The organism is Micromonospora sp. NPDC049257, from assembly GCF_040678915.1.
Lineage (GTDB): Bacteria > Actinomycetota > Actinomycetes > Mycobacteriales > Micromonosporaceae > Micromonospora > Micromonospora antibiotica.
In genome coordinates this window covers 122,665-138,625 of record NZ_JBFAQU010000014.1, presented here as the reverse complement: position 1 = coordinate 138,625, position 15,961 = coordinate 122,665, and the positions used below count along the sequence as shown (strand labels likewise).

General features: G+C 73.5%; 15 protein-coding genes. 12 read left to right on the top strand and 3 right to left on the bottom strand.

The features are described from left to right. Positions 1-166: 166 nt before the first annotated feature. The 3 genes from AB0K25_RS20975 to AB0K25_RS20965 are packed head-to-tail and all read left to right on the top strand — an operon-like array spanning position 167 to position 3,212. Positions 167-1,276, top strand: a complete 1,110-nt coding sequence (locus tag AB0K25_RS20975) for a MoxR family ATPase (RefSeq protein ID WP_219463659.1) — start codon at positions 167-169, stop codon at positions 1,274-1,276. Continuing rightward, complete coding sequence (locus AB0K25_RS20970) at positions 1,255-2,265, top strand: DUF58 domain-containing protein (RefSeq protein ID WP_357537198.1); 1,011 nt, start codon at positions 1,255-1,257, stop codon at positions 2,263-2,265. The genes AB0K25_RS20975 and AB0K25_RS20970 overlap by 22 nt, the downstream gene beginning before the upstream one ends. After that, positions 2,262-3,212, top strand: coding sequence for a VWA domain-containing protein (locus AB0K25_RS20965; protein ID WP_357537175.1), 951 nt, complete (start codon positions 2,262-2,264; stop codon positions 3,210-3,212). Before AB0K25_RS20970 ends, AB0K25_RS20965 begins: the two co-directional genes overlap by 4 nt. 115 nt (positions 3,213-3,327) lie before the next feature. Here AB0K25_RS20965 and AB0K25_RS20960 read toward each other — a convergent pair whose 3' ends face one another. Then, the gene (locus AB0K25_RS20960) at positions 3,328-3,486 is read right to left on the bottom strand and encodes a hypothetical protein (RefSeq protein WP_208570893.1); all 159 of its coding nucleotides are present in this window, start codon (positions 3,484-3,486) and stop codon (positions 3,328-3,330) included. A gap of 376 nt (positions 3,487-3,862) precedes the next feature. Here AB0K25_RS20960 and AB0K25_RS20955 point away from each other — a divergent pair, with 376 nt between their 5' ends. From AB0K25_RS20955 to AB0K25_RS20940, 4 genes are all read left to right on the top strand, one after another. After that, complete coding sequence (locus tag AB0K25_RS20955) at positions 3,863-4,567, top strand: beta-ketoacyl-ACP reductase (protein WP_357537173.1); 705 nt, start codon at positions 3,863-3,865, stop codon at positions 4,565-4,567. Positions 4,568-4,590: 23 nt separating this feature from the next. Continuing rightward, positions 4,591-5,358, top strand: coding sequence for an enoyl-ACP reductase FabI (gene fabI / locus AB0K25_RS20950; RefSeq protein ID WP_208570881.1), 768 nt, complete (start codon positions 4,591-4,593; stop codon positions 5,356-5,358). Positions 5,359-5,453: 95 nt separating this feature from the next. Further along, entirely contained in the window at positions 5,454-6,485 is a 1,032-nt protein-coding gene (locus AB0K25_RS20945; RefSeq protein ID WP_219463652.1) for a ferrochelatase, read from the top strand. Between the two features lie 42 nt (positions 6,486-6,527). Next, positions 6,528-7,307 (top strand): HAD-IIA family hydrolase, encoded by a 780-nt coding sequence (locus tag AB0K25_RS20940; RefSeq protein WP_088645665.1) that lies wholly within the window; start codon positions 6,528-6,530, stop codon positions 7,305-7,307. Positions 7,308-7,492: 185 nt separating this feature from the next. Here AB0K25_RS20940 and AB0K25_RS20935 read toward each other — a convergent pair whose 3' ends face one another. Next, a complete protein-coding gene (locus AB0K25_RS20935; protein WP_357537171.1) occupies positions 7,493-8,287 on the bottom strand; it encodes a hypothetical protein in 795 nt (264 codons plus the stop codon). Between the two features lie 276 nt (positions 8,288-8,563). Here AB0K25_RS20935 and AB0K25_RS20930 point away from each other — a divergent pair, with 276 nt between their 5' ends. After that, positions 8,564-9,376 (top strand): DUF3097 domain-containing protein, encoded by an 813-nt coding sequence (locus AB0K25_RS20930; RefSeq protein ID WP_219463650.1) that lies wholly within the window; start codon positions 8,564-8,566, stop codon positions 9,374-9,376. Between the two features lie 30 nt (positions 9,377-9,406). Here the strand turns inward: AB0K25_RS20930 and AB0K25_RS20925 are convergent, their stop codons facing one another. Then, positions 9,407-10,720: a serine hydrolase domain-containing protein gene (locus tag AB0K25_RS20925; RefSeq protein WP_219463649.1), complete on the bottom strand. Its 1,314-nt coding sequence runs from the start codon at positions 10,718-10,720 to the stop codon at positions 9,407-9,409. Between the two features lie 94 nt (positions 10,721-10,814). Between AB0K25_RS20925 and AB0K25_RS20920 the strand changes: the two genes are divergently transcribed. The 4 genes from AB0K25_RS20920 (at position 10,815) to AB0K25_RS20905 (ending at position 15,938) form a co-directional block, all read left to right on the top strand. Next, positions 10,815-11,288: an NfeD family protein gene (locus tag AB0K25_RS20920; RefSeq protein ID WP_219463646.1), complete on the top strand. Its 474-nt coding sequence runs from the start codon at positions 10,815-10,817 to the stop codon at positions 11,286-11,288. 4 nt (positions 11,289-11,292) lie between these two features. Next, complete coding sequence (locus tag AB0K25_RS20915) at positions 11,293-12,399, top strand: SPFH domain-containing protein (RefSeq protein ID WP_219463643.1); 1,107 nt, start codon at positions 11,293-11,295, stop codon at positions 12,397-12,399. Positions 12,400-12,692: 293 nt separating this feature from the next. Further along, positions 12,693-13,493 carry a hypothetical protein gene (locus AB0K25_RS20910; RefSeq protein WP_357537168.1) on the top strand — a complete coding sequence of 267 codons (801 nt, stop codon included), beginning with the start codon at positions 12,693-12,695 and terminating at the stop codon, positions 13,491-13,493. Between the two features lie 216 nt (positions 13,494-13,709). Then, on the top strand, positions 13,710-15,938 hold the full coding sequence (locus AB0K25_RS20905; protein WP_363822087.1) for a transglycosylase domain-containing protein: 2,229 nt from the start codon (positions 13,710-13,712) through the stop codon (positions 15,936-15,938). Positions 15,939-15,961: the final 23 nt, after the last annotated feature.

Genomic DNA, 15,961 nt, shown 5'->3' with positions numbered 1-15,961 from the left:
GTGAATCGTACACGCGGCAGACCCCTTCGTGTCCACCCTCGTTCAGCGATTCGGTGATCGGGACGGCGTGGCGGAAATCGGGTTCTCCCCACCTCGGCTCTCAGCCGGGCATGCGAGTCTTGTTACCGCACCACGCCACGACGACCGATCATGCTGTGGAGGACCGGTGGCCCAGCCGACCACGCCCGACGCCCCGACCCCGAACGGGACGGCCCCCGAGACACCTGCGGTGGTGACCACTCCCGCCCAGGACGCCACCCTGCTGGAGCGGGCGCTGTTCGAGATCAAACGGGTGATCGTCGGGCAGGACCGGATGGTGGAGCGGATGTTCGTGGCGCTCCTGGCCCGGGGGCACTGCCTGCTGGAGGGTGTGCCGGGGGTGGCCAAGACCCTCGCGGTGGAGACCCTGGCCCGGGTGGTGGGTGGGGAGTTCGCCCGGGTGCAGTTCACCCCGGACCTGGTGCCGGCCGACATCATGGGCACCCGGATCTACCGGCAGTCGAGTGAGAAGTTCGACGTCGAGCTGGGCCCGGTCTTCGTCAACTTCCTGCTCGCCGACGAGATCAACCGGGCCCCGGCCAAGGTGCAGTCGGCACTGCTGGAGGTGATGAGCGAACGGCAGGTCTCCATCGGCGGCCAGACCCACCGGGTGCCCGACCCGTTCCTGGTGATGGCCACCCAGAACCCGATCGAGCAGGAGGGCGTCTATCCGTTGCCGGAGGCGCAACGGGACCGCTTCCTGATGAAGATCGTCGTCGGGTACCCCACCGACGCCGAGGAGCGGGAGATCGTCTACCGGATGGGGGTCGCCGCGCCCGTGCCGGCGCAGGTCTTCACCGCCGACGACCTGCTCGCCCTGCAACGCAAGGCCGACCAGGTCTTCGTGCACAACGCGTTGGTCGACTACGCCGTCCGGCTGGTGCTGGCCACCCGCAGTCCCGCCGAGCACGGGATGCCCGACGTGGCCCGGCTGATCCAGTACGGGGCCAGCCCGCGCGCCTCGCTCGGCCTGATCCGGGCCACCCGGGCGCTGGCACTGCTGCGCGGCCGGGACTACGCGTTGCCGCAGGACGTCCAGGACATCGCGCCGGACATCCTGCGCCACCGGCTGGTGCTCAGCTATGACGCGCTGGCCGACGACGTGCCCGCCGACCACGTGGTGCACCGGGTGATGTCGACCATCCCGATGCCCTCGGTGGCGCCCCGTCAGCAGGCGTCCGCGCCGCCGCCGGTCAGCGGCCCGCCGGCCGCCGGCTGGCCCGGGCAGCGCCCGTGACCGCACCGGTAAGCCCGGCCGACGCCGGTGGGGAGCGCAACGAGGCGGTGCTGTCCCGGCTGCAACTGCTGGTGACCCGCAAACTCGACGGACTGCTCCAGGGCGACTACGCGGGTCTGCTGCCGGGGCCGGGCAGCGAGGCGGGGGAGTCGCGCGAGTACCGCCCCGGCGACGACGTACGCCGGATGGACTGGCCGGTGACCGCCCGCACCACCACCCCGCACGTGCGGCGTACGGTGGCCGACCGGGAGCTGGAGACGTGGCTGGCGGTGGACCTGTCGGCGAGCCTGGACTTCGGCACCGGCCGGTGGCTCAAGCGGGACGTGGTGGTCGCCGCGACCGCCGCGCTGACCCACCTGACCGTGCGCGGCGGCAACCGGATCGGCGCGGTGATCGGCACCGGGGCCCCGCCGCCGGCCCCGCCCACCCGTCGGTGGCGCTCCGCCCCACCACCGGAGCCCACCGGGCCGGGGACGCTGACCCGGGTGCCGGCCCGCTCCGGCCGGCGGGAGGCGCAGGCGTTGCTGCGCGCGGTGGCGCACACCCCGCTGCGTCCCGGGCGCGGTGACCTGGGGGCACTGATCGACCTGCTCAACCGGCCGCCGCGCCGCCGGGGCCTGGCCGTGGTGATCTCGGACTTCCTCGCACCGCCCGCGCAGTGGGGCCGGCCGATGCGTAAGCTGCGGGTCCGGCACGACGTGCTGGCCATCGAGGTGGTCGACCCGCGCGAGCTGGAGTTGCCCGACGTGGGGGTGCTGCCGGTGGTGGACCCGGAGACCGGGGAGCTGCACGAGGTGCAGACCGCCGATCCGCGGCTGCGCCGCCGTTACGCGGAGGCGGCCGCCGCCCAGCGCGGCGCGATCGCCACCGAGCTGCGTGCCGCCGGTGCCGGGCACCTGGTGTTGCGTACCGACCGAGACTGGCTGCTGGACATGGTGCGATTCGTGGCCGCCCAGCGGCACGCCCGCACCCGGGGGACGACGCGATGATCCGTTTCATGCAACCGTGGTGGCTGTTGACGCTGGTGCCGGTGCTGGCCCTGGCCGCGGCCTACGTCTGGCGGCAGCGCCACCGCCGGGCGTACGCGATGCGGTTCACCAACGTGGACCTGCTGCGTACCCTCGCGCCGAAGGGGTTGGGCTGGCGGCGGCACGCGGCGGCGACCGTGCTGCTGCTGGCGATGGTGGCGCTCGCCACCGGGATGGCCCGGCCGGCGATCGACACCCGGGAGCCGTTGGAGCGGGCCACCGTGATGCTCGCCATCGACGTGTCGCTGTCCATGCAGGCCGACGACGTGTCGCCGAACCGGTTGGAGGCCGCGCAGGAGGCGGCGAAGCAGTTCGTCGGTGAGTTGCCGGCCAGCTACAACCTGGGGTTGGTCTCCTTCGCCAAGGCGGCGAACGTGCTGGTGGCCCCAACGAAGGACCGGGCGGCGGTGACGGCGGCCATCGACGGGCTGACCCTGGCCGAGGCGACCGCCACCGGTGAGGCGGTCTTCACCTGCCTGGAGGCGATCCGGTCGGTGCCGGCCGACGGTGCGGCCGGCATTCCGCCGGCCCGGATCGTGCTGCTCTCCGACGGGTTCCGCACCTCGGGCCGGTCGGTGGAGGAGGCCGCGGCGGCGGCGCAGGCGGCGAACGTGCCGGTGTCCACCATCGCGTTCGGCACCGACTCGGGGCAGGTCGACATCGGTGGTCAGTTGCAGCGGGTGCCGGTGGACCGGCTGGCGCTGGCCCAGCTCGCCGAGACCACCGAGGGTTACTTCTACGAGGCGGCCTCGGTGGCCGAGCTGAAGCAGGTCTACCAGGACATGGGCTCGTCGATCGGGTTCCGCACCGAGCCCCGCGAGATCACCCAGTGGTACGCGGGGGTGGCGTTGCTGCTGGTGCTCTGCGCGGGCGGCCTGAGCCTGCTGTGGACGTCCCGGATGCTGTGACGCCCGGCTGGACGTCCGGGGTGTGGTGCGGCGGTTGGCGGACGTCCCGGGGTGCGGTGACCCGGTCCGGGGTGTCCCGTCGGGGTGTGCGGGTCGGCGCGACGGCCGGTGGTGGTCAGTGACCGCCGCCGGCCAGCACGAACACGACGGCCACCCAGACGGCGGCGAGGGTGAAGCTCAGCGGGGCGACGTAGCGGCTCATGAACGGCTCCGGTGGCGACGGGGCGGTCCGCGGGGGCGGGGCGGACCGCAAAGGGTTGAACGGGGCGCACACGCGAAGTCGTGACCGGGCTGCTCCACCGGGGCGTCCCGACGCGGGACGGCACCACCGACCGGTCTGTGGCCGGGGCCGCAGACGGGAGGTGCGGGGAGCGGGAGCTGGGTCAGCTCGACCGACTGAGTCGTGGCTCAGCGGGGCTGACGGAGGGCCCGGCCACGACTGGGAGGATCGCTATCTCGCACAGCGATCACCTCCTGCGGTCGGCGGGCCCGGAAACGCGAGTCGCATTCGGCTCGCGGACGACGATGATCGTACAACGGGGACTGCGCGAACGCGTACTCGGCCGGCCGCCGGTGGCGGACCGTTAGCGGTTACCTGTCGGTAACGCCTAGGCTCCGACCGGAATGATCAGTGGAAACGAGGGGGGACAGTGGCCCGTACCGTGCTGGTGACCGGCGGCAACCGGGGAATCGGACTGGCCATCGCGCAGGCCTTCGCCAAGCAGGGCGACCGGGTGGCGGTCACCCACCGCAGCGGCGACGCGCCGGAGGGGCTGTTCGGGGTCCGGTGTGACGTCACCGACTCGGCCTCCGTCGACGCCGCCTTCGCCGCGGTCGAGGCCGAGCTGGGACCGGTCGAGGTGCTGGTCGCCAACGCCGGCATCACCGACGACACGCTGCTGATGCGGATGTCCGAGGAGCAGTTCACCGGGGTGCTCGACACCAACCTGACCGGCGCCTTCCGGTGCGCCAAGCGGGCCTCGTCCAAGATGCTCCGGGCCAAGTGGGGCCGGATGATCTTCATCTCGTCGGTGATCGGCCTCTACGGCGGCGCCGGCCAGGTCAACTACGCCGCCAGCAAGGCCGGCCTGGTGGGGGTGGCCCGCTCGATCACCCGGGAACTGGGCAGCCGCAACATCACCGCGAACGTGGTCGCCCCGGGCTTCATCGACACCGAGATGACGGCCAAGCTGCCCGAGGAGCGCCGCACCGAGTACCGCAAGGTCATCCCGGCCGGGCGGTTCGCCGCGCCGGACGAGGTCGCCGGGGTGGTCACCTGGCTCGCCTCGGACGCCGCCGGCTACATCTCCGGTGCCGTCATCCCGGTCGACGGCGGCCTCGGCATGGGTCACTGAGAACGTACGGAGGAAGCCAACACATGTCAGGACTGCTCGCCGGTAAGCGGCTGCTGGTCACCGGCGTCATCACCGACGCCTCGATCGCCTTCTCGGTGGCGAAACTCGCCCAGGACAACGGCGCCCAGGTCGTGCTCACCGGCTACGGCCGGCTCTCGCTGGTCGAGCGGATCGCCCGCCGGCTACCGCAGCCGGCACCGATCATCGAGCTGGACGTGACCAGCCCGGAGCAGCTCGCCGGCCTGGCCGACCGGGTGCGCGAGCACGTCGACGGACTCGACGGGGTGGTCCACTCGATCGGCTTCGCCCCGCAGAGCTGCCTCGGTGGCGGCTTCCTCGACGCCTCCTGGGAGGACGTGGCGACCGCGCTGCACGTCTCCACGTACTCCTACAAGTCGCTGGCCATGGCGGCGCTGCCGCTGATGTCGCCGGGCGGCTCGGTGGTCGGGCTCACCTTCGACGCCACCAAGGCCTGGCCGGTCTACGACTGGATGGGCGTGGCCAAGGCCGGGTTGGAGTCCACCTCCCGCTACCTCGCCGTGCACCTGGGCAAGCAGGGTATCCGCAGCAACCTGGTCGCGGCCGGGCCGCTGCGCACCATGGCCGCGAAGTCCATCCCCGGCTTCGAGCAGTTCGAGCAGGCGTGGACCGAGCGCGCCCCGCTGGGCTGGAGCCTCACCGACCAGGAGCCGGCCGCCCGCGCCTGCCTGGCCCTGCTGTCGGACTGGTTCCCGGCCACCACCGGCGAGATCGTCCACGTCGACGGCGGCTACCACGCCGTCGGCGCCTGAACCGCCCGCAGGGGCCCCGAACCGGGGCCCCTGCGGCACGCCCGCGACCAGGGGGCGTCGTCGGGCCGTCTTCGGGCGCGGGGGAGAATGACCCCATGTCGTACGACGCATTGGTGCTGGTCTCCTTCGGTGGCCCGGAGCGGCCCGAGGACGTGCTGCCCTTCCTGGAGAACGTGACCCGGGGGCGGGGGGTGCCGCCCGAGCGGCTGGCCGAGGTCGCCGAGCACTACCTGCACTTCGGCGGGGTCTCCCCGATCAACCAGCAGTGCCGCGAACTGCTCGCCGCGATCCGGGCGGACCTCGCCGCGCACGACGTCGACCTGCCGGTCTACTGGGGCAACCGGAACTGGGACCCGATGCTCGCCGACACCGTGGCGCAGATGCGTGACGACGGGATCACCCGGGCGCTGGCGTTCGTCACCAGCGCGTACGGCGGCTACTCGTCGTGCCGGCAGTACCAGGAGGACATCGCCGCCGCGCGGGCCGCCGTCGGCCCGGACGCCCCGGTGATCGACAAGCTGCGGCAGTTCTGGGACCACCCGGGCTTCGTCGAGCCGCACGCCGACGCGGTGCGCTCGGCGCTGGCCCAGCTCGACCCGGCCCGGCGGGACACCACCCGGCTGGTCTTCACCGCGCACTCCATCCCCACCTCGGCGGCGGCCACCGCCGGCCCGCACGGCGGCCGGTACACCGCGCAGCTGGCGGAGACCGCCCGGCTGGTGCACGCCGCCGCCGCACCCGACCTGCCCTACGACCTGGTCTGGCAGAGCCGTTCCGGCCCGCCCCAGGTGCCGTGGCTGGAGCCGGACGTCAACGACCACCTGACCGCCCTCGCCGGGCAGGGGGTGACCGGGGTGGTGGTCAGCCCGATCGGGTTCGTCTCCGACCACCTGGAGGTGGTCTGGGACCTCGACACCGAGGCGTTGGAGACGGCCAAGCAGCTCGGTCTGGACTTCGTCCGGGCGGGCACCCCCGGCACCGACCCGAGGTTCGTTTCGATGGTGCGCGAACTGGTGGCCGAACGCACCACGCCCGACGGGCCGGCGACCCGCCGTCGCCTCGGTGAGCTGCCGATGTGGGACAGCTGCCCGACCCCGTGCTGCGTGCCGGCCGCCCGCCGACCCTGATGCCGACGACCCACCCTCCCCGACACCCCCTTGGGACGACAGATGCTTGACCGCAAACCGGTGCAGAGCTGGCTCACCGACATGGACGGCGTGCTGGTGCACGAGGGCCAGCCGGTGCCCGGCGCCCCGGAGTTCGTCAACCGGCTCCGGTCCTCCGGCAAGCCCTTCCTGGTGCTCACCAACAACTCCATCTACACCCCGCGCGACCTCCAGGCCCGGCTCACCCGGATGGGCTTCGAGGTGCCCGAGGAGGCGATCTGGACGGCGGCGCTGGCCACCGCCCAGTTCCTCGCCGACCAGCGGCCGGGCGGCACCGCGTACGTGATCGGCGAGGCGGGGCTGACCACCGCGCTGCACGCCGTCGGTTACGTGCTGACCGACTTCGCCCCGGACTACGTGGTGCTGGGGGAGACCCGCACCTACAGCTTCGAGGCGATCACCAAGGCGGTCCGGCTGATCAACGACGGGGCCCGGTTCATCTGCACCAACCCGGACGTCACCGGCCCGTCGGTGGAGGGTGCGCTGCCCGCCGCCGGGTCGGTCGCCGCGATGATCTCGAAGGCGACCGGGGTGGAGCCGTACTTCGTCGGCAAGCCCAACCCGATGATGATGCGTTCGGCGTTGAACACCATCAACGCCCACTCGGAGAGCACCGCGATGATCGGCGACCGGATGGACACCGACATCCTGTGCGGCCTGGAGGCGGGACTGGAGACGATCCTGGTGCTCACCGGGATCAGCACCCGGGCGGAGACGGAACGCTACCCGTACCGGCCGTCGCGCATCGTCGACTCGGTGCTGGACCTGATCGACGAGATCTGAGCCGTACCGTTCCGGCGCGATCCGGTCCGGGTGCGGGCGGCGTCCCGGCCGGCGGGCATGGCGTCCCGGTGCGGACGGCTCGGCCCTGCATACGGCGCGGCGCGGGCGGCCCGGCCTGGTGTGCGGCGCGGTGTGAGCGGCCCGGCCCGGTGTGCGGCGCGGTGCGGACGGCGCGGCGGGTGCGGTCAGGGGCGCAGCGGGGCGTTGCAGGCGGCGACCAGCGCCTGCCTACAGGCGGTGGTGAGCGGGCGCAGGGCGGCGTCGCGCTGCTGGGCCTCGTGGTTGTTGATCGCTCCGCCGGGCGCGCTCTCCCCGGCCAGCGCGAGGACCCGGTCGAGGACGGCGGCGCGGGCGAACAGCCGCCGGGCGCGCGGGTCGAACCCGGGCGGCAGGTCGGTGGCACCGTCCGGGCGGCGCAGCGCGGCGAGCGCCCCGGCCAGCTCGGGCCGCCACTGGGCCACGTCGAGGCGGGTCAGCGCGGCGGTGGACTCGGCCAGCGCGGTGGCCAGCTCCGCCTCCGCCTCGGCCGCTCCGGGCGCGGTCAGCGACGCCTTCGGCGCGTCGGCCGGCAGCGGGTAGACCCGCCACAGCACCGTCTCCCAGGTCATCCCGGAGCCGGAGGTGTGGGTGCGCACCTCGGGGATCAGCCCGAGCCCACCGGCCACCACGGCCTCCCCGGCCAGCAGCGCGGCCCCGGCGAAGTCGCCTGGACCGGGCAGCCCCCGCGGGTCGCCCGGTGCCGGCAGCACCAGGCGGATCTCGTCGGGGGAGAGCTTGGCCAACGTCGGCAGGGCGTCGCGCAGCGGCACGTCCCGCCAGGTGCCCGGCGCGTCGGCGACCAGGTGCTCCTCGTCACCGGCGACCGACTCGGCCACCTCGTCGAAGGGCACCAGGCCGGCCCGCCAGGCGCGTACCCAGGCCACGAAACGGCTCGACCGGCGCGCGGCGAGGGTGGCCGCGCCCGTTGCGGGGGAGGACATGCCGAAAGGGTACGTGCTCCCCGCCGCCCCTGTCTCGACTGCCGGATCGTGGGTCCCACGGCCCACCCACCGGTGCAGGTGGCGGCCCGCACGGGCGGCACGTCGGTCCGGGGCGGTTAACACGTCGGTCCGGGGCGGTTGGCACGTCGGCCCGCGCGGACGGCGGTCGGATGGGGCGCGTCGGGCTCGGCGGGCGGCGCGTCGGTCCGGGTGGGCGGCACGTCGGACGGGCGCGTCGGGAGGTGCCGGAGCGCGCCGGAGGTTAGCGTGATCGACATGGCGGGGCGATACGGCGAGGACGTGCTGGCGGGCGACTGGCGGCGACGGAAGGTCACCCCCGAGGTCGACGCCGAGGTGGATCTCGTGGTGGAGGACGCCGACTCCGGGTTCTGCGGCGCGGTGGTGGGGTTCGAGTCGGGGGCGGTGGTGCTGGAGGACCGGCACGGCCGGCGGCGCGTCTTCCCGCTGCTGCCCGCCGCGTTCCTGCTCGACGGGGCACCGGTGACCCTGCGCCGGCCGGTACGCCCCGTGGTGCCCGCCGCCCGCCGCCGCACCGCCTCCGGATCGATCGCCGTGGCCGACGTCCGGGCGCGGGTGGCCAAGGCCAGCCGGATCTGGGTCGAGGGCGTGCACGACGCCGCCCTGGTGGAGCGGATCTGGGGCGACGACCTGCGGGTCGAGGGCGTGGTGGTGGAGCCGTTGGACGGCATCGACGCCCTCGACGCCGAGGTACGCGACTTCGCCCCCGGCCCCGGCCGCCGGTTGGGGGTGCTCGTCGACCACCTGGTGCCCGGCTCCAAGGAGAGCCGGATCGTGGCCCGGGTGGACTCCCCGCACGTGCTGGTCACCGGGCACCCGTACGTCGACGTGTGGCAGGCGGTCAAGCCGGCCGCGCTGGGCATCCGGGCCTGGCCGGTGGTGCCGCCGGGCCGGCCGTGGAAGGAGGGCGTCTGTGCGGCCCTCGGGGTGGCCGAGCCGGCCGACATGTGGCGGCGCATCCTGTCCCGGGTGGACAGTTTCGCCGACGTGGAGACGCCGCTGATCAACGCGATGGAACGCCTGATCGACTTCGTCACCGAACCCGGCTGACACCCGCCGCCGCCGGCCCGTCGGCCCCGGTCAGGGCTCCTGGTCGGGGGTGCGGGTGAAGACGAAGGTGCCGATGTCCAGGCCCACCGCCCGCCCGTCCGGGTCGCGGAGCACGGCGAGGACCTCGCTGTCCTCCTCGCCGGAGCGGCCCCGCCAGCGGTCCGGTCCGGTCCGGGTGAACCGCAGCGTCGGCTCGCCGGGCCGGCCGGCCCACAGCTCGCCGGCCGGGTCGGCCCGGACCTCGTACTCGATGCCCATCCACCACCAGCGGCCGGTCAGCTCGGCCAGTTCCGCCGGGGGTGGGGCGGCGGCCGGCCGCCAGGGCGTGACCGGCGTCGGTTCGGCGTCCAGGACCAGGGTGAGCAGTTGCCGGGACAGCCCGCCGATGTGGCCGGTGCGGAACCCGTACGAGTTGGCGTAGCCGACCACGGCGGTCCGGCTGGGCCGGTGCACGGTCAGCGCGGCGACGTAGCCGGGCATCGAGCCGCCGTGGCCCACGTACACCCGGTCGCCCTCGCGGTACAGCTCCAGGCCCAGGCCGTGGCCGCCACGCCAGGAGTCCAGGTCGCTGAGGATGACCGGGGTGCACATCTCGGTGAGGGTGTCGGCGGCCAGCACCTCGGGGTCGGGGTCGGCGAGGAACGCCGCCCAGCGGGCGAGGTCGGTGACGGTCGACCAGAGTTGCCCGGCGGGGGCCATCGCCCCGGTGTCGGTGCGCGGCTCCTCCCGCAGGGTGTCGTGCCACGGGTGCACCACGTAGCCCGGGGCGTACGGCGCGGTGGGGTGGTAGGTGGTGCGCCGCAGGCCCAGCGGGTCGAGGATCCGGGTGCTCAGCAGTTGCGCCCAGGGCGTCCCGGTGACCCGTTCCAGCACCCCGCCGAGCAGCCCGTACGCCAGGTTGGAGTAGTGGTAGCCGCGCCAGGCGGGGTAGCCGACCTTGTCCGTGGTCACGCCGGCGACCAGGGTGGCCAGGTCGGTGCCCTCGGTCCGCTCCCACCAGGGGCCGTCGGGTTCGCGGTGCAGGCCGCTGGCGTGGCCGAGGAGTTGGCGCAGGGTGAGCCCGCCGACGGCGGTGCCCGGCAGGTGCCGCTCCAGCGGGTCGTCGAGGGTGAGCCGGCCGGCGTCCCGTTCCCCCAGCAGCAGCGTCGCGGTCATCGTCTTGGTGATCGAGCCCACCCGGTACTGGAGGTCGGGGTCCGGGCGCGGGTGGTCGCCGGCGGCGGCCAGGTGCACCAGGGTCCCGTTCCGTACGACGCCCAGCGCCAACGACGGCGTACGCCCGGTGGCCTGGGCCTGTGCCACGAGGGTGTCGATCCGGCGGACGGTCTCGGCGAGCAGGGTCACGATCGGCTCCTTGGCGGCGGTCGGAACGGGCCTGAACTGAGCTTACTGATCACCAGGAGTGGGTGGATTCGCGTGGACGTGTCACGATCGGGGGGTGGACGCCGTGGTGTGGATCGTGCTGGGTGTGCTGTTGGCCGTCGCCGAGATCTTCACGACGACGCTGTTTTTGATCATGTTCGCGGTGGGCGCGTTCGCCGCTGCCGGGGCCGCCGCGCTGGGTGCGCCCGTCGCCGTGCAGGCGGTGGTTTTCGCCGTGGTGTCGGCGTTGACGGTGGCGCTCGCCCGGCCGACGATCCGCCGGCACATGCGGCCGTCGGTGGACAGCGGCGAGCAGCCGTTCGGGGTGGCGGCGCTGGAGGGCGCCACCGCACTGGTGATCGAGCAGGTCGGTGCCGACCAGGGCATGGTGAAGATCGACGGCGAGTTGTGGACGGCGCGTCCGTACGACGCGACGCAGACTTTCGAGCCCGGTGCGCGGGTGCAGGTGATAAAGGTCCGGGGCGCCACCGCCCTGGTGTGGCAGGACGACATTTCCTCCCCCGGCGAGCTGCCGGAAGCGAAAAGGTGACGGTATGGAATTTCTAGCGGTCCTGTTGGTGGCCGTAGCGTTGATCATGGTGGTGACGCTGGCGAAGGCGGTACGCATCGTGCCGCAGCAGCGTCAGGACGTGGTGGAGCGGCTCGGCAAGTACAAGCGCACCCTGAACCCGGGCCTGAACCTGCTGGTCCCGTTCGTCGACGCGGTGCGTACCAAGGTCGACATGCGCGAGCAGGTGGTGAGCTTCCCGCCGCAGCCGGTGATCACCTCGGACAACCTGGTGGTGTCGATCGACACCGTCCTCTACTACAAGGTGGTCGACGCGGTCCGGGCCACCTACGAGATCGCCAACTTCATCCAGGCGATCGAGCAGTTGACCGTCACGACGCTGCGTAACGTGATCGGCTCGCTGGACCTGGAGCGGGCGCTGACCAGCCGCGAGGAGATCAACCGGCACCTCTCCGGCGTGCTCGACGAGACCACCGGCCGGTGGGGCATCAAGGTGACCCGGGTGGAGATCAAGGCGATCGAGCCGCCGGCCAGCATCCGCGACTCGATGGAGAAGCAGATGCGTGCCGAGCGGGACCGCCGGGCGGCGATCCTCACCGCCGAGGGCCACAAGCAGTCGCAGATCCTCACCGCCGAGGGTGACAAGCAGTCCGCGGTGCTGCGCGCCGACGGTGACCGGCAGGCCCGGATCCTCCAGGCCGAGGGTCAGGCCAAGGCGATCCGGACGGTCTTCGACGCGATCCACACCGCCAACCCGAGCCAGAAGGTGCTGGCCTACCAATACCTGCAGGCGCTGCCGCAGATCGCCAACGGCACGGCCAACAAGGTCTGGATCATCCCGACCGAGCTGACCAAGGCCCTGGAGGGCATGGGCGGCGCGCTGGGCGGGCTCAGCCGGATGGTCGGCGACGAGCCGGCCCCGGAGGCGAAGCACAGCGCCGGCGAGGTAGAGCGGGAGGCCGCCGAGGCGGCGCAGGCGGCGGCCATCGCCGCCCAGCAGATCCACGACGAGGTACGCGTCGCCGAGGCGCAGGCCACCGGCGGCAAGGTGCCGCAGGGGCTGCCGGCACCCGAGCCGGTCTCCCCGGCCAGCCTGGTCAGCGACCCGGTCGACCAGCGCGAACGGGCCTGACCCGCCGCCGCCCACCCCGGCGGCAAATGTGAGAAACGCTCATCCGGCGCCCCGGTGCCTGCCACGATCGGTCCTGAGGGACGGGTGGTGGTCAGGCACCGGGGCGCCGGACGCGTTCCGGCCGGCCCGTCGCCAGCAGCCGGGTGGCGCGTCCCGTGCCGCCCGTCGGGAGGGCGGACGGGGGCGCGTGCCGGTCCACCCGTCGGAGCAGACGGGTGTCGCCGCTCGTGCCACCCGTCGGAGCAGACGGGTGTCGCCGCGCGTGCCGCCCGTCGGAGCAGACGAGGTGAGCCATGAAGGAACCCGCGCAGCGTTTGTTCTCCCGTACCCCGGTTGCCGGCGCACACGACCCGGCGGGTCCGCTGGGCACCCGGCGCACCGGCGGCGGCTTCGGGGTGCTGCCCTTCGTCGGTGACCCCGGCCCGTCAGCGCCGGCCACCGACGCCAGTTGGGCCTGGTCGCTGCGCCGGCTCGCCCGGGCGGCGGTCTGGCTGCTGCCCGCCTACGCGGTGCTCTACGGGGCGGTGGCGATGGCCAGCGACGGCGCGGTCGGCAACGACCCGTACCCGGCCGACGGTCGACCCCTCTACCTGCTCGGCTGGGTCGCCGCCATCTGGCTGGGTCTGCTCGCCCTGCTCGCGCTCACCGGTCTGCTCGCGGCCACCCGCAGCCGGCGGGCGGCGGTGGCCGGCCTGCTGGTGGGCATCGGTGGCACGGTGCTGATGCTGCCCTTCGCCGGCCTGACCGAGCAGACCCCGGTCTTCGGCACCACCGCCCGGACGCTGGTGCTGGTCGGGGCCACCTGCTACAGCGCGGGGTGGCTGCTCACCGGCTGGGCGGTGGCCCGTTCCGGGGCGTTCGCCATCGGTGACGGGGCGATGCTGATGATCGCCGCCCCGCTGCTCGGCCTGGGCGGCGCGCTGGTCGGCTCGCTGCCGACCTTCGGCGCGATCTTCGTGCTGATCTCGGGTGTCGGTATCGGCTACCGCTCCGGCCGCCTCCTCCCGGCCGCCATCGCCCACGACGCCGCCACCGCCAGCGTCACCACCCCCACCCCCACCCCCGGCCCGCAAGGCCCCCTCCCCGCCGCCTAACCCCGCCCCCGCTCCCTCCCCGCCCCCGCCTCGGGGTCGGCTCGGGTCGGCTCGGGTCGGTGATCAAGAAGTTTGCGTCAGGAATTCGGCCGGAGAGCACGCAAAGCTCTTGATCACCGAGCCGCCGGGACGGAGGGGATGGACGGGATGGACGGGATGGACGGGGGATGCGGGGACGGGAGGGGGACGGGGCGGGGAAGTCGCTGGCAGATTACGGTGAGTTACCTGACAATCCGCTGGCGGAGTGGGCTGCTACCCGGTGCGGTGGCAATGCTTGCGTCCATGTCCTCACCCCGGACGCCGCTGACGCGGCTGCTCACCGTGCTGCTCGCCGGCCTGCTGGCCGGTCTGGTCCTCGCAGTCGCCGCGCTCCCGGGCAACCTGCTCGCCGGCATCGCCACCAAGGCGGTCCTGGGGGCGTTCGACGACCTGCCGGCGGCGCTGCGCACCCCGGCCACCCCGCAGCGCTCCTACCTCTACGCCAACGACGGTAAGACGCTGCTCACCACGTTCTACGACGTCAACCGCACCGACGTGCCGCTGGCCGAGATCGCCCCGACACTGCGGCAGGCGATCGTCGCCGCCGAGGACCGCCGCTTCTACTCCCACGGTGGGGCCGACCTGCGCGGCATGGCCCGCGCCCTGGTCGCCAACGTCACCGGCGGCGGCACCGCCCAGGGCGGCTCCACGCTGACCATGCAGTACGTGCGCAACGTGCTCAAGACCGACCCCACGGCCACCGCCGAGCAACGGGAGGCGGCCACCGAGCAGACCGTCGGGCGCAAGCTCCAGGAGATCCGGTACGCCACCGAGCTGGAGAAGACCCTCAGCAAGGACGAGATCCTCAACCGCTACCTCAACATCGCCTACTTCGGCTCCGGGGCGTACGGGGTCGCCGCCGCCAGCCAGCGCTACTTCGGCAAGGCACCCGCCGACCTGACCCTGGCCGAGTCGGCGTTGCTCGCCGGCCTGGTCCAGTCGCCCGACGCGTACAGCCCGATCGACGGTGACCAGGACGCGGCCCTGAAGCGACGCGGGTACGTCCTCGACTCGATGGTCGCCACCGGCGCGATCACCGCCGCCCAGGCCGACGGGGCCCGCGCCGAGAAGCTGACCCTGCACCCCACGGCCCAGCCCAACGGCTGCACCGCCACGGCCAGCGCCGACGCCGGCTTCTTCTGCGACTACCTGCGCCGCTGGTGGTTGGATCAGCCCGCCTTCGGTGCGACCGCCCAGGAGCGGGAGCAGTCGCTGCGCCGGGGCGGCTACACCGTGGTCACCTCGCTCGACCCCGACGTGCAGGCCACCGCCGTCGCCGAGGCCCGCAAGGTCTACCCCGCCGACGACGCCCGGGCCCTGCCGATCGCCGCCGTCGAGCCCGGCACCGGGCGGGTGCTCGCCCTGGCCGTCAACCGGGAGTACGGGGTGGGCGACGGCCAGACCGTCAACCCGCTGGTCTCCGGCGGCGGCAGCATCGCCGGCTACCAGGCCGGCTCCACGTTCAAGCTGTTCACCATGCTGGCTGCGCTGGAGAACGGTCGTACCCTGTCCACCGGGTTCGACTCGCCGAGCCGGCTGACCACCCGGTTCCCCGCCGAGGGGGAGGCGTCCTGTGACGGCCGGTGGTGCCCGGCCAACGCCAACCCGGCGCGGATGGACGGCTACCGGATGATGTGGGACGGCTTCGGCCGCTCGGTGAACACCTACTTCGTCTGGCTGGAAGAGCAGGTCGGCCCGGCCAAGGTGGTGGAGATGGCCCAGCGCCTCGGGATAACCTTCCGCGCGCCGGCCGACGCCGACCTCGCCGCGCACGACGCCGACGACTGGGGGGCGTTCACCCTCGGGGTGTCCGCCACCACCCCGCTCGACCTGGCCAACGCCTACGCGACGGTGGCCGCCGAGGGGACGTACTGTGCGCCGACCCCGGTGGTCTCGGTGACCGCCCCGGACGGCACGACCGTGCCGGTCGGGCAGCCGGCCTGCAAGCAGGTGCTGACGCCGGACGTGGCCCGCGCCGCCACCGACGCGGCCCGCTGCCCGGTCGGCCAGCAGTCGGCGTACGGGCAGTGCAACGGCAGCACCGCCGGTGGGGTGGACCGGATCGTCGGTCGCCCGGTGGCCGGCAAGACCGGCAGCTCGGAGCAGAACGCCACCGAGACCTTCGTCGGCTTCACCCCGCAGGTGGCGGTCGCCGGCATCGCCGCCAACCCCGACGACCCCAGCGACGCGGTCGGCGCGGCGGTGCAGGGTGAGGTGATCACGGCGGTCGCCCGGACCATCCGTACCGCCGTGGATGGCCAGCCGGTCCGCGATTTCACCGCCCCCAGCCGGGAACTCGTCGGCAACCCGCAGCGTCCGACGCCCCGGCCGTCCCCCAGCGCGCCGCAACCGGACGAGGGCTTCCCGTCGGACCTGCTGCGCTGGTTGCAGAACCGTCGGGGCTGAGCCGGGGTCGTGCGGGTGCCAGT